General features: G+C 61.3%; 14 protein-coding genes. 5 read left to right on the top strand and 9 right to left on the bottom strand.

Annotated features, from left to right (window positions below; genetic code table 11):
- Window positions 1–193 precede the first annotated feature (193 nt).
- The gene (locus tag QM596_RS12980; protein WP_003942731.1) at window positions 194–928 is read left to right on the top strand and encodes a hypothetical protein; all 735 of its coding nucleotides are present in this window, start codon (window positions 194–196) and stop codon (window positions 926–928) included.
- A 115-nt stretch (window positions 929–1043) separates the two neighbouring features.
- Here QM596_RS12980 and QM596_RS12985 read toward each other — a convergent pair whose 3' ends face one another.
- A complete protein-coding gene (locus QM596_RS12985; protein WP_153212456.1) occupies window positions 1044–1850 on the bottom strand; it encodes a helix-turn-helix transcriptional regulator in 807 nt (268 codons plus the stop codon).
- 144 nt (window positions 1851–1994) lie between these two features.
- On the opposite strand from QM596_RS12985, the gene QM596_RS12990 reads away from it, so the two are divergent.
- From QM596_RS12990 to QM596_RS13000, 3 genes are all read left to right on the top strand, one after another.
- Window positions 1995–3002, top strand: a complete 1008-nt coding sequence (locus QM596_RS12990) for an iron-siderophore ABC transporter substrate-binding protein (RefSeq protein ID WP_283309179.1) — start codon at window positions 1995–1997, stop codon at window positions 3000–3002.
- Window positions 3003–3084: 82 nt separating this feature from the next.
- Window positions 3085–3318, top strand: a complete 234-nt coding sequence (locus QM596_RS12995) for a hypothetical protein (protein ID WP_019747974.1) — start codon at window positions 3085–3087, stop codon at window positions 3316–3318.
- Between the two features lie 97 nt (window positions 3319–3415).
- A complete protein-coding gene (locus QM596_RS13000; protein WP_283309180.1) occupies window positions 3416–4597 on the top strand; it encodes an RtcB family protein in 1182 nt (393 codons plus the stop codon).
- 72 nt (window positions 4598–4669) lie between these two features.
- Here QM596_RS13000 and QM596_RS13005 read toward each other — a convergent pair whose 3' ends face one another.
- The 6 genes from QM596_RS13005 to QM596_RS13030 form a co-directional block, all read right to left on the bottom strand.
- On the bottom strand, window positions 4670–4975 hold the full coding sequence (locus QM596_RS13005) for a DUF2469 domain-containing protein (protein WP_003942715.1): 306 nt from the start codon (window positions 4973–4975) through the stop codon (window positions 4670–4672).
- Window positions 4976–5012: 37 nt separating this feature from the next.
- Window positions 5013–5693 carry a ribonuclease HII gene (locus tag QM596_RS13010; protein WP_019747972.1) on the bottom strand — a complete coding sequence of 227 codons (681 nt, stop codon included), beginning with the start codon at window positions 5691–5693 and terminating at the stop codon, window positions 5013–5015.
- A gap of 50 nt (window positions 5694–5743) precedes the next feature.
- Window positions 5744–6547 (bottom strand): signal peptidase I, encoded by an 804-nt coding sequence (gene lepB / locus QM596_RS13015; protein WP_003942787.1) that lies wholly within the window; start codon window positions 6545–6547, stop codon window positions 5744–5746.
- 55 nt (window positions 6548–6602) lie between these two features.
- On the bottom strand, window positions 6603–6944 hold the full coding sequence (gene rplS, locus QM596_RS13020; protein ID WP_003942791.1) for a 50S ribosomal protein L19: 342 nt from the start codon (window positions 6942–6944) through the stop codon (window positions 6603–6605).
- Between the two features lie 89 nt (window positions 6945–7033).
- Window positions 7034–7921, bottom strand: a complete 888-nt coding sequence (locus tag QM596_RS13025) for a hypothetical protein (protein ID WP_003942742.1) — start codon at window positions 7919–7921, stop codon at window positions 7034–7036.
- A gap of 105 nt (window positions 7922–8026) precedes the next feature.
- Window positions 8027–10384, bottom strand: a complete 2358-nt coding sequence (locus QM596_RS13030; protein WP_283309181.1) for a Tex family protein — start codon at window positions 10382–10384, stop codon at window positions 8027–8029.
- A gap of 75 nt (window positions 10385–10459) precedes the next feature.
- Between QM596_RS13030 and QM596_RS13035 the strand changes: the two genes are divergently transcribed.
- The gene (locus QM596_RS13035; protein ID WP_042951510.1) at window positions 10460–11446 is read left to right on the top strand and encodes a serine hydrolase; all 987 of its coding nucleotides are present in this window, start codon (window positions 10460–10462) and stop codon (window positions 11444–11446) included.
- Between the two features lie 26 nt (window positions 11447–11472).
- Here the strand turns inward: QM596_RS13035 and rffA are convergent, their stop codons facing one another.
- On the bottom strand, window positions 11473–12615 hold the full coding sequence (gene rffA / locus QM596_RS13040) for a dTDP-4-amino-4,6-dideoxygalactose transaminase (protein WP_060938670.1): 1143 nt from the start codon (window positions 12613–12615) through the stop codon (window positions 11473–11475).
- Window positions 12605–13591, bottom strand: a complete 987-nt coding sequence (locus QM596_RS13045) for a glycosyltransferase (protein ID WP_019747967.1) — start codon at window positions 13589–13591, stop codon at window positions 12605–12607. Before QM596_RS13045 ends, rffA begins: the two co-directional genes overlap by 11 nt.
- Window positions 13592–13691 lie beyond the last annotated feature (100 nt).

The raw sequence follows: 13691 nt of genomic DNA on the forward strand, positions 1-13691 counted from the left end.
ACCACCACAAAACCAAGCCACCCGAAAACAACCTGTTGACAACTCAGAACCTGTGGAATTCGGCAGCGCGACACACCAACGGCGGCCCGAACCGTGACATTTTTCTGAAATCCCCACAATTTGGACGAAAGTCCAGTAGAACTAGTTACAGTTTTGCTCAAACCGTCACGCACCCCGCTGAATGGAGTTCTACATGGCCCGCCGCTCACTTCGCCACGCAGTAGCAACCACTACATCCCTCGTTCTCATCGCCGCCGGCGTCACTGTTGGACTTGGAGCCTCGGTGGCGCAAGCAGCACCGGCATGCGCGCTCAACCAGTCGGTCACCGACAGTTGGGCCGGTTCCCTCGGGACGCCGTACACCGTCAGCAAGGAGGTTGTCGGCGATGGCAAGGTCGCCGCGGGTCAGACGGTCACCTACATCACCAAGGTTTCCGGTTCCGGAGCCCTCGTCAATCAGATCCGCGATTTCCACCCGGCAGGATTCCAGCTGGTCAAGGCTCGCCTGAACGTCAAATGGCTTATCGGCGACCAGAAGTGGGACGACGTCACCAAGACCGTCGTTGTCGGCAACAACTCCGTGGTGGCAAAGGGCGGCGGATGGACCACTGCGGGCGGCGGCGTCATCGCTTTGGAAACCACCTACAAAGTTCCCGATAACGCAGTTGTAGGCACGCAGCTCGACAGCGGCGCCGGCACCAACATTGTGCTGGCGGCGGGCGACTGGAACATCAATCCGATGGGCGTCTGCGTCACCATCCGGCAGCCGAACCCCGTCGAGGCAGGCGCCGGAAGCCTCGAGGACATGGGCTTCGGCTCACTCAACTCCGGATCAGGCCAGGTATTCGGCTCACTGACCGACCCGCAGGGGTCGATGACCAATGTCATCAGCGGTGTCTTGGGCAATGTGCTCGGCAACATGAGCTGACTCAGTTCAGATTAGTAAATCGGCCGAGCTACCAGCAGATGCTGGTAGCTCGGCCCATTTCTACGTTGCCGAACAAAGCTTTGCCGTCAACCGAGTTCAAGAAATCATCAGCAAATCACCGCATCAGCTTTCCGCCGTACCGGGCCGGCGTCGTACCGAAGGTTTCCCGAAATGCGGCGATGAACCCACTGCTGGTGCGGTAACCAACCTGCGGGGCAACGTCATTGACACCCTCACCCCGCGCGAGCATCTCGAGTGATGCGTACATGCGTGCTCGAGTTCTCCACTGCCCGAAGGTAATCCCGGTATCGGCGACAAAGGCACGCATCAAGGTCTTGGAACTGACCCCGAGTTCGCCCGCCCACTCCCCCAGCGTCCGTGAGTCTGCCGGATCGGCAAGGATGCGGGCAGAAACCGAACTCGCCGCAGCATTGCGAGGAACCGCGAGGACGTCGTGCCGTTCGGGCGCGGCAGCAAGAATGTCGTAGAGCAACTCCTGACTCATCAACCGCCGAGCATCGTCGATGGTCCGATCTGCGAGATGGCGCAGCAATTGAGCGGACAGAGCATCGACTTCGAGAACAAGTGGCTGAGTCCACCGCAGCCCGGTAGGGCGTAGATCCGGACGCGCATAGGCCGCAATCATGCACCCCTCCGTCAGAAGTGTCATGTCGTGGAGAACGGTGCCCGGCAACCAGACCAAGTGCTCGCTGTGCAGGTGCCACACATTGCCTCCGGCAGCGATCTGCATCGTCCCTTCACTCATCCAGGCGATCTGATGCTCGGGGTGTCGATGAGCTCCGTACGCAGTCACTCCGTCGACGACGTTGGTGTAGACCTGAAAATCTTTGAATGTCCGTCCGCGACTATCGGGTAGCGCTAGCAAGGACTTTGGACGAGTCGAGTAACCAATAGTGGACATTTTGCGTCTTTCTGGGCGTATCCGAGTCCATTCCGAAGGATGGACCGACGATCCTGCAAAGGTTAGCCTCACTTTATTGCTGACGCGACCAGTTCAGCACTTCACGCGGAACTCAGATCACTTCGCCCACCACTTCGAAGGAGCATGCACGTGCCCTCACGTAGCACCCGAATCCTCGCCGCCTTATTCACGACGGCCGCGATCATCGGGTTCTCGACCGCCTGTGGAACCTCGCAAGGCGTCGACACCGCATCAGCGACCCAGAGCAACGACGCATTCCCCGTGACGATCGAGCACGCACAGGGTTCGACGACCATCGATGCCGAACCGCGGCGGGTAGTGACACTCGGATACACCGATCACGAACCACTGCTCGCCTTGGGAGTCGAACCCGTCGGCATGGCCGAATGGTGGGGGTCCGGCATGGATGAAAGCTGGCCGTGGACGAAGGACTACTGGAAGGGGAAAACTCCGACCTACATCAACAGCGGCGGAGACTTCAACTTCGAGCAAATCGCCTCCCTCGCACCAGATCTGATCCTAGCGCTGTACGCCGACATCGACGCGGAGACCTACAAGAAGCTGACCTCGATTGCGCCGACTGTCGCGCAGAGCAAGGACTACGACGCATACACAACGCCGTGGACCGACATGACACTCACCGCCGGGCGCGCCCTCGGCAAAGAACCACAAGCTCAGCAACTGATCGCGGATACCGAAAACGCGTTTGCCACCGCTCGCGCTGCACACCCGGAGTTTTCCGGGCAAACCGCAACGATCGTCAACCTCGACACTCCCGAGGGATACGTGTTCTCGTCGCACGACCCACGCGGCATCTTCCTCTCGTCACTCGGATTCACCCTCCCCCCGACGGTCGACGCATTCGTCGGCGACCAGTTCGGCGACTGGCTGCCGAACGAGCGATACGACATCCTCGAACCCGTTGATCGTTTGATCGTGATGGCCGATCCGGAGGGAGAGAAGGCCCTCCCCGGCAACACTCTCTACCAGCGGCTACCCGCTGTGAAAAACGGAAATGCGATAGTCGTGCGATACACCGCAGATCCACCCGTCGGCGCGGCGATGTCCGGCAATACCGTCCTGAGCATTCCGTACGCCATAGACCAACTGTCCGCCACATTGTCGAAGTAACCAACAATTCCAGGTATCGAAAATATGTTCGAATGATGCTAGCCTCAAACCCAGGAAGCACTCACGGACATCGAGGATCACCATGGACGAGGTACCGGAGACAGCGCTAGATCTTGCACGACTCGATCTAGCTCGGCTGGTCGACGAGTTGACGGTTCTCGACCAGCGACGCGTCGACATCGGCGAGAGCTTGGTTCAACTCGAGTACCTCTACGCCAGGATGGGCGCACGGCAACAAGCAGATGCTGCTCGAAAAGCCTTCCAGGAGAAGTACGTCGGACGAATCTACGAACTCGCAGACGGTCTGCGCACCTGAAAAGAGGTTGCACACAACCACTGACGGAGCGCATGGTCATTCCTGCACGACACACCGGACCGATCGGTTCGGCTGTGAACTATGTGGGAGAAATCTGATGGAGAAGATCACCAAGAGGCTGTGGAACTGGGCATCGATACTCGACGAGAGCACTCGCGAGCAAGCGCTGCGTACGTCCCAGATGCCTTTTGTCCGTCCACATCTGGCACTTATGCCGGATGCGCACCTCGGTGCGGGAGCGACGGTGGGTTCGGTCATTCCGACGGAAGGCGCAATCATGCCCGCCGCCGTCGGAGTCGATATCGGCTGCGGAATGATCGCGGTCAAAACCCAGTTCAGTGCACGCGACCTTCAAGGCCGCGACCTGAGCGTTCTTCGCCACAGCATCGAACGCTCCGTTCCGCTCTCGGCGGGTGTCTACAACAAGACGCTGAGCGACACGGCGCAAATCCGCATCGCAGAACTCGAGGCAATGGCGGGCGATCGCCTGGCCTTCTACGACAAGTTCAAGAACAACTGGAGGTTTCAGCTCGGAACGCTGGGTTCTGGCAACCACTTCATCGAGGTGACGCTCGACGAGAGCGACGGCGTCTGGCTGTTCCTGCACTCGGGCAGTCGCGGTATCGGAAACAAGCTCGCACAGCATCACATCAAGATCGCCAAGGACTTGTGCGAGCGGTGGTACATCAACCTTCCCGATCCGGATCTGGCCTACCTGGTCGAGAAGACGCCCGAATTCGACTCGTACATCACCGATCTCAACTGGGCTCAGCACTTCGCTCTGCTCAACCGCGAAGAGATGATGGACCGCGTGGTGAAGGACTTCGCGCACTTCATGGGTGACGGCAAGCCCGCGATCATCGACGAAGTCGAGCGGATCAACTGCCACCACAACTTCACCCAGAAGGAGTTCCATATGGGCCGGGGTGTGTGGCTGAGCCGTAAGGGTGCGATCAAGGCAGACGAGGGCACGCCCGGGCTCATCCCCGGTTCGATGGGGACGGCGAGTTACGTCGTAGTCGGGAAGGGAAACGTGCCGTCGTTCAAGTCCAGCCCCCACGGCGCGGGTCGGGTGTACGGACGTAACCAGGCACGCAAGACCTTCACCATCGAAGATCTCGACAAGGCGATGGTCGGCATCGAATACAAGCGTTCCGCGGCGTTCCTCGACGAGATCCCGGGTGCGTACAAGGACATCGACGTCGTGATGGACGACGCGAAGGACTTGGTCGAGATTCGACACACGCTGCGTCAGATCGTGAATGTCAAGGGCAACTGACCCCGCGCAACTCCGCGAAATGCGAAGTGCGAAGTGCCCCGCCGATATCGGCGGGGCACTTCGTTGTCAAGATCAGTCAGGAAGGCGCAGATCCGGCTTGTCCAGCTCTTCGATGTTGACGTCCTTGAACGTCACGACGCGTACGTACTTCACGAATCGCGCCGGGCGGTACATGTCCCACACCCAGGCGTCGGACATCCGCAGCTCGAAGTAGATCTCCCCGTCTGAATTGTGGGGCAGCAACTCGACCGTGTTGGCCAGGTAGAAACGTCGTTCGGTCTCCACGACGTAGGAGAACTGTCCGACGATGTCCCGGTATTCACGGTAGAGCGACAGCTCCATCTCGGTTTCGTACTTCTCGAGATCCTCGGCACTCATCGGTTTAGCCAGTCCTCCCAGTTCGTCTGAACGTCCATCATCCCGTACGGCCCGCGCGTTGTTCCAACCGGACTCCCGCAGCCACCACGTTTGCGTACGTCATGCGATGCTCGGGGCACGGCCCCAGCTCGTCGAGAGCGTCCATGTGCAGTGGCGTGCTGTATCCCTTGTGAATCGCGAAGCCGTATCCGGGATGAGTGTCGTCCATCTCGGTCATCACACGATCTCGGGTCACCTTCGCGAGAACGCTCGCCGCGGCGATGCATGCAGCGGCGCCGTCACCGCCGATAACTGGTAGCGACGGAGCCGTCAGACCCGGAACCCGGAACCCGTCGGTGAGGACGTAGCCCGGTTCGAGATCGAGGCCCGCGACTGCGCGACGCATCCCCTCGATGTTGGCGACGTGGATACCGATCTGATCGACTTCCGCAGCGGGTACCGAAACGACACTCCACGCCAACGCCAAGCGCTTGATCGCCGGGAAAAGCTCCTCGCGCGCACGTTCGGTCAGCTTCTTCGAATCGTCGAGCCGTGCCAGTGCCGCTTGCGGTTTCGGCGCCAGGACACACGCGGCAATGACGAGTGGACCAGCGCACGCTCCGCGCCCGGCTTCGTCGACGCCGGCGACCGGACCGAGTCCGGTTCGCGCCAACGCAGACTCCATCGTCCGCAGACCTGCCGATCTGCGAATGACAACGCGAGGGGGCCAACTACTCACTGTCTCTGCCTACTCGAAACTACGCGAATCCATGTGTGCGGTACGACAACTCAATTGCCCTGAATATCAGGCGCATCGATGCCGCCCATTCGCGACGGGGGAAGAACGATGAATCGAGCTTGACCGATGATGTTGTCGATCGGGACGGTTCCCTGGAACTCGTCGTCGACGTGGTAGCGCGAGTCGGCGGAATTGCTGCGGTTGTCACCCATGACCCACACGTGGCCCTCGGGAACGGTGATCGGTCCGAAGCAGCGGCCCGACTTCAATTCGGTGTCACACGTTTGCGTTCCCGGAGTGAACGGGAAATCCATCTTGATGTACGGCTCGTCGAGCGGCTTGCCGTCGACCAGGACTCGGCCCTGATCGTCGCAGCATTCGACGGTCTGGCCGCCGGTAGCGATCACTCGCTTGACCAAGTCGTTCTCGTCCGGCGGAACGAGGCCGACCCACGAACCGACCTCTTGAATGCCTCGAACTACAACGTTGTCGGACCGATTGGACACATATTTCGTGTTCCACGAATCGGGTCCCTTGAAGACGACGACGTCGCCGGGTTCCGGATCGCCGAAGCGGTATCCGATCTTCTCCACCACGATGCGGTCACCGGTACATCCTGCACAGCCGTGCAGTGTCGGTTCCATCGACTCGGATGGGATGAGAAAAACTCTGAAGACAAATGCCTGAAGGACGATGCTGAGTACCAGCGCTACGCCGATCAGAACAGGGAGTTCTCGCAGGAACGATCGCTGTTTCTTCTGCGGCCGATGTGAGGTCGGTTCCGCGGAACCGCTTGATCCCTCGTGATTCTCGGGTCCGGACGACAATGCCTGCTCCTTCGAAGAATCTGCCACAGAAACCAGATTAGCCCGACACCGCGCGTACGCGGTGCCGGGCTCATCGGAAAGATCAGCGCTTTTCCTTGATCTTCGCCTTCTTGCCACGAAGCTCACGGAGGTAGTACAGCTTGGCGCGACGGACGTCACCGCGGGTCAGAACCTCGATGGAGGCCAGCGTGGGGCTGTGAACCGGGAAGGTGCGCTCGACGCCGACGCCGAAGGAGACCTTACGGACGGTGAAGGTCTCGCGAACGCCGCCGCCCTGGCGACGAATAACGACGCCCTTGAAGACCTGCACGCGCTCCTTGGAGCCTTCGATAACCTTGACGTTCACGTTGAGCGTGTCGCCGGGACGGAACTCGGGGATGTCGTCGCGGAGCGACTTTTTGTCCAGGAAGTCCAGGGTGTTCATATGTCATCCTTGTATTTCGCAGGAGCAGAGGAACCGAGCGGCACGCGTTTCGGTCTCTCGAAACGGCGCTCGTCTGGTTCGTGCCCAGATCAAGTGCTGCTGCCTGGTCCAGGCAACCCGTCCATTGTGCCAGACGCGGACACCAGCGGGGAAATCGGTGGCGGCGGGGCCGCGTGGATGGTGTGGTCCAATTCCTGCTCGGCCGCGGTCATCGCATGCTCGACGCTCGGTGATCCGGCAATCAGATCCTGGACGTAGATCTTGGCCCTGATGACCGGTCGCCGCCACTTCCGCTCACGCTCGAGCGCGCGGTTCATCCGTTTCGGCTTACGCGTGTACCGCCAACGCGCCCACGGCGCACCCGGCCGGCTCAGGCGAACCGCACCGATTACCAGCAACGGGAAAACGAACAGGCCGACGAGCCCCGTCCAGATCTTCCCCTTGAGAATCACGATGGCTGCCAAGGCGAAGTTGATCAACGCGACAAAAACGAACACCAACTTGATCCACGGATCCCGTTCTTCACGGAACCCGGCGACGTCGAGAAGTTCGAGCGGGCGGAAACCCAACAGCACCAGACCGGTCACCGCGATTGCGACGAAAACCGCATCCACCGAGGTCCGACCTTGCTCGGACCAGTACACATCCTTCAGATAGAAGATCAGTGCGAACTCGTCGAGCACCAACGCCGCACCCATACCGAAGATCGCCGCCAGGACGGCACCGGTGGTCTGCGAACCATCGACGTAGACCGCGATCAGCGCACCACCGGAGATCATCATGGCGATCACACCGAACACGACGTGATGCACGTGCTGACCTCCGGGCGCGATGTTGCCCGGCCACCATTTCACCTGCGCACGGATCATCCGGACGCTGAGACGGATGAAGAGGAAGGCAGAGAGGAATCCGAGCAGGAAGAACAGCAATGGCAATCGGCCATGGGCGATGATCTCGCGCTCGAGCCACTCCCGCATCACTGTCCTCCCTTCACCGAATTTCAGATCCGATCATTCTTTCGATTGATACCGCCAACCGACTCGAATGAGACGATACGGACTCCGAAAACCCGGCGGACGGAATTACTTGCCGAAGCCCGCCTTGCGCAGAGCCTCAGCCATCGACCCGGCAGCAGGCGCGCGGTTGTCCGGACGCGACTCGCGTCCACCCTGGCGTCCGCCATTACCTCGTTGCTGACCCTGCCCCTGCCCCTGACGCTGCCCCTGACGCTGACCCTGTGGCTGGCCCTGACGCTGAGGTTGCCCACCTCGTGGGCCTTCGGACTTGCGGGGTGCGCCCACCTCGTCGTCGAGACGAAGCGTCAGCCCGATGCGTTGGCGTGCCTCGTCCACTTCGAGGACCTTCACCTTGACGACGTCACCTGACTTGACGACCTCGCGTGGGTCCTTGACGAAGTTGTGTGACATAGCCGAGACGTGAACCAGACCGTCCTGATGAACTCCGATGTCGACGAAGGCACCGAAGGCTGCGACGTTGGTGACCACACCTTCGAGAGTCATACCTGGCTTGAGATGCGCGACTTTCTCGATACCTGCGGCAAAGGTCGCGGTCTTGAATTCGGGTCGTGGATCTCGTCCCGGCTTCTCCAACTCGGAGATGATGTCGGTGACGGTCGGTAGACCGAATCGCTCGTCGACGTAGTCGGACGCCTTGACCGATCGAAGTGCCTGCGAGTTTCCGATCACGGTGCGCACGTCCCCGCCGGCACTGGCAACGATCTTGCGAACCACCGGATATGCCTCCGGGTGGACGCTCGACGCGTCGAGCGGGTCGTCGCCGTCGGTGATCCGCAAGAAGCCTGCGCACTGTTCGAAAGCCTTGGGTCCCAGTCGGGAAACGTCCTTGAGTCCCTTGCGGGACTTGAACGGACCGTTCTGGTCCCGATGGGCGACGATGCTCTCCGCTAGGGAACCTGCGATTCCGGACACCCGAGCGAGCAGCGGCACGGACGCGGTGTTGACGTCGACGCCGACCGAGTTGACGGCATCCTCGACGACGGCGTCGAGGGAACGTGAGAGCAGCGATTCAGTGATGTCGTGCTGGTACTGACCGACACCGATGGACTTGGGATCGATCTTGACCAACTCCGCCAACGGATCCTGCAGGCGACGCGCAATGGACACCGCACCGCGAATCGAGACGTCGAGGTCGGGAAGTTCCTGCGACGCGTAGGCCGAAGCCGAGTACACCGACGCGCCTGCCTCGGAGACGACGATCTTGGTCAGGTTGGGCGCGCCGGTTTTCTTGATCAGTTCGGTAGCGAGCGTGTCGGTCTCGCGTGAGGCCGTGCCGTTGCCGATGGCGATCAGTTCGACGCCGTGCTTGGCGACCAGCCCGGCAAGCGTCGCAAGCGCCGCGTCCCACTTGTTCTGCGGCTGGTGCGGGTAAATCGTCTCGTATGCAACAACTTTGCCGGTTCCGTCGACGACGGCAACCTTAGTTCCGGTGCGAAATCCGGGGTCGAGTCCCATGGTGGGTCGAGCGCCGGCGGGAGCCGCGAGGAGTAGATCCTTGAGGTTGGTGGCGAAGACGTCGACGGCGTCCTTTTCGGCCGACTGCCGCAGACGCATTCGAGTGTCGATACCGAGAGTGACGGCGAACTTCGTCTTCCACGCCCACTTGACGGTGTCGAGAAGCCACCCGTCGGCGGCCCGACCACGGTCGGCGATCTCGAACCGCGACGCGATGCGGCCTTCGTAGACTGTGCGCTCCCCCGGCGCGAGTTCTTCGGTGTCGGCCGCCATGTTGAGCGACAGCACTTCTTCCTTCTCTCCGCGCAGGACGGCGAGGATGCGGTGCGAGGGCAATTTGGAGAACGGTTCCGAGAACTCGAAGTAGTCAGCAAACTTCGAGCCATCGGTTTCCTTGCCCTTGCGGACCGATGAGACGACCTGGCCGCGACTCCACATCAGCTCGCGCAATTCACCGACCAGATCGGCGTCCTCGGCGAAGCGCTCCACGAGGATCGACCGGGCACCGTCGAGTTGCTCGTCCGAATACTGCGCGGGATCGGTGGTGGGATCTCCGATGAGAGCGTCCGCGACGGGCTCGTGGCCGGCCTCGCGGGCGATCTGCGCCTTGGTGCGCCGCTTCGGCTTGAAGGGGAGGTAGATGTCCTCCAGCCGCGCTTTTGTCTCGGCCAGCATGATCTGACCGCGCAGTTGATCGTCGAGTTTGCCCTGAGAGTCGATCTCCGTGAGCACGGCGTCACGACGGTCGTCGAGCTCGCGGAGATACCGCAGCCGCTCGTCCAGGAGTCGCAACTGGGCGTCGTCGAGCGTGCCGGTGACTTCCTTGCGGTACCGGGCGATGAAGGGCACCGTGGCTCCGCCGTCGAGAAGGTCGACTGCTGCTGCAACCTGGCCTTCGCGGACGTCGAGTTCCTCGGCAATGCGCTGGTTCACGGTCTTGAGAATCACGAGATCCGACCCTACCGCTATCCTGAGACAAGAAGATCGGCAACAGTGCCGTGTCAGGGCTACCGGGGGAAACAGATGAGTACGCGGTACGTCCGGATTGCCGCAATGGCGGCCGCAGTTACTTTTGCGGCTTCGTGCAGCGGTGGACAGAACCCGGATGATTCGATGCAGACCCCCGCCTTCCCCGACACCAATGTTCCGGTCGCGGAGACTCTCGACGGCCGACTGGCGCAAGCTCAGGTGGCGGCGCTCGGGCGTGGTGCGGACGTCTCCATCGCCGTCCTCGATCGGTCCTCGGACAAGTACCTCGATGTTGCCGGCGACCAGCAAATCGAAACTGCCTCGGTGGCAAAACTTTTCATCGCCGAGGATCTACTCCATCAGGACGCTCGCGGCGAGCGGCCCATCACGGACGACGATCGCACCCTCATGGCGGCGATGCTCGAATCCTCCGACGACACCGCAGCCAACCTTCTGTGGGACGAGGTCGGCGGTCAGGAGGTGATCACCCGGGTTGCCGAGCGTTACGCACTGACCGCGACGACGCCGCCGTGGGACGGAATGTGGTGGAACACCGAGACCACGACGCACGACCTGGTCACTTTCTACAACGGCGTCCTCGACGACTCCGACCAGCTCGGACCTGAGCGGGTCGAGCAATTCGTCGAGTACCTGCGGCAATCCACTCCCGAAGGAACCGACGGCTACGACCAGAGGTTCGGATTGCCCGAGGCCTTGTTCGGCGAGCCGGTCATCGGAGTCAAGCAAGGCTGGATGTGCTGTGTCGAGGACAAGTGGATCCATCTGTCCACCGGCATCGTCGGTGACGACAACCGATACATCATCGCAATCGGTTCGCGAGAAGACGTCCAGTACACGGACGAGGACAGCTTCTATCCCGACACCTCGTTCACCGACGCCGTCGACGACGAAAGCGCACTGCACGCACGTGACACGGTCACCGGCGTCACACAGATTCTCTTCCCGAGCGGAAGCATCGACGACTGGGCGGCGGCATCCACGACCGCGGATTCGGTGATGCCCGAAGCTTCCGGGCCCTGATTCGATCCACGCGGTCGTGTTCGTCCTCAAGCCTGCTTGTACTCGAGGACCGAACCGATGACCCGTTCCTGTTGTTCGGACGTGAGCATGGGCCACAGCGGCAGTCGAAGGATCGACGCGGAGAACTCGGCGCTACGCACACACGGCTCCGGTGTTCGTCCGTAGCGCACACCGGCCGCACTCGTATCGAGCGGAATGTAGTGGAACGGCGCCACGATTCCGTCGGCGGCAAGATGCCGAATCAAACCGTCGCGGCTCTCTTCGGTAGGCATCTTGAGATAGAACAGGTGCGCGGTGTGCTCGCGATCATCGGGAACCGCCATGGGAACGACACCGTTCTCGGACGCCCACTCGCCCAGACTCACGCTGTAGGCATCCCAGACGCGATGCCTGGCCGCCTGAATCGCGTCGAACTCCGAGAGTTGTGCGTCGAGGACAGCGGCATTGAGTTCACTGGGCAGATAACTCGACCCGATGTCCTGCCACGAATACTTGTCGACCTGGCCGCGCAGGAAACGCGCACGGTCGGTCCCCTTCTCACGGATGATTTCGGCGCGGGTCATCAACTGATCGTCCGAGAGCAACAGCGCGCCACCCTCGCCGCAGTGAACGTTCTTGGTGTCGTGAAAACTCTGCGTACCGATAGTTCCGATGGTGCCGAGCGCCCGCCCGCGCCACTTTCCGCCGAGCCCGTGAGCGTTGTCTTCGATCAACGCGACGCCGTGGAGTTCCGCGAGGTCGACGAGAGGTTCCATGTCGGCGGCGACTCCGCCGTAATGCATGACCAGTACAGCTTTCGTGCGTTCCGTGATCGCCGCTGCGACGCAGTCGGGATCGATATTGCCGGTACTCGGATCGATGTCGACGAAAACAACAGTGGCACCGCGCAACGCGACGGCGGTCGCCGCCGAACTGAACGCGAAGCTCGGAACTATTACCTCGTCGCCCGGGCCCAATTCGAGCAGCAGCGCACCCAATTCGAGTGCGTGCGTGCACGAGGTGGTCAGCAGAGCATGCGTGGATCCGGTGATCGCCTTGAGCGCTGCAGTCGCGGACTTGGTGAAACGTCCGTCACCGTGAATGTGATCGGACTCCAGAACCGTTGCCAGATTCGACAATTCATTCGATGCCCGATAGGGGCGGGAGAAGATGATGCGATCAGTGCTCACGACTACGCCGATCGATCGAGGTTCCGGGCCGCGGGGAATCGACTGTCAGATACAGCGGCTTTCCGACAAGGACGTGCAGTGCCACGCCAAGGTATTCGGCGATGAGACCGAGCGAGAACAGGATCGCACCCGAACAGACCAGCAGCGCCATGATGATCGACGCCCATCCTTCCGGGTCGTTGTTGTCACCGGTCATGGCTTGGACGAAGATCACCGCAGCCATGATCACACCGGCCGACGCCAGGGTGACCCCGAGCAGACTCACCAGCCGCAGACCGCGGGTTCCGCTACACAACACCATCTTCCAGAACAACGAGAACAAACGGCGATAGTTGTACCCCGATTCCTCGCGGCCTTCCGCTCGAAGTGTCACCGGCGCAGTGGCGGTATTGCCGACGACCCACGTCAGCGCGACGTCCAGATACACGCCGTTGGCGGCGACGCCGGCCAACTGTCGGCCGATGTCACCTCGGATCAGGCGGTAACTTTCGAATCTCGTCGAATCAGGGAACGCGAATACCGTCGCCAAGACGATCTTTGCACCGCGCGAGGTCAGGTTCCGCAAGAATCCATGCGGGCGGGTGTTCGTGGGTTTGGAATACACGAGATCGGATCGCTCCGTCAGCGCGGTGTCGAGGAAAGCCCCGATGTGCACCGGGTCGTGCTGGCCGTCTTCGTCCATCGTCACGATCCACTGGCCACGTGCAACGGCCATACCGGCGATAGTCGCCGCGTCCTGGCCGTAGTTGCGACTGAGCCACACGACACGCACCTGATCGAAACGGCGCTCCAATTCGAGTAACACGACGTCGGAACGGTCCGGACCGTTGTCGTGAACCAGCACGATCTCGTCGACGGTGAACTGCGCTCCACCGGGCGTCGAACTCGGTGCGCACAGGCCGTCCAACTCCTCGACGAGCGCCGTGATCGTCTTTTCGCCCTGATAAACGGGCACTACGACGGAAATCGAGTGCACTCGCTTCCACTCCCTTCAGGGGGCTCGACTGGCGCCGAGAGACAGGCACGATCGGGCCCACACCGTCGCGAACTTTAACACGCAGAGATGTCCGGACTTC

This window comes from Rhodococcus sp. IEGM 1406 (assembly GCF_030056745.1).
Lineage (GTDB): Bacteria > Actinomycetota > Actinomycetes > Mycobacteriales > Mycobacteriaceae > Rhodococcus_F > Rhodococcus_F erythropolis.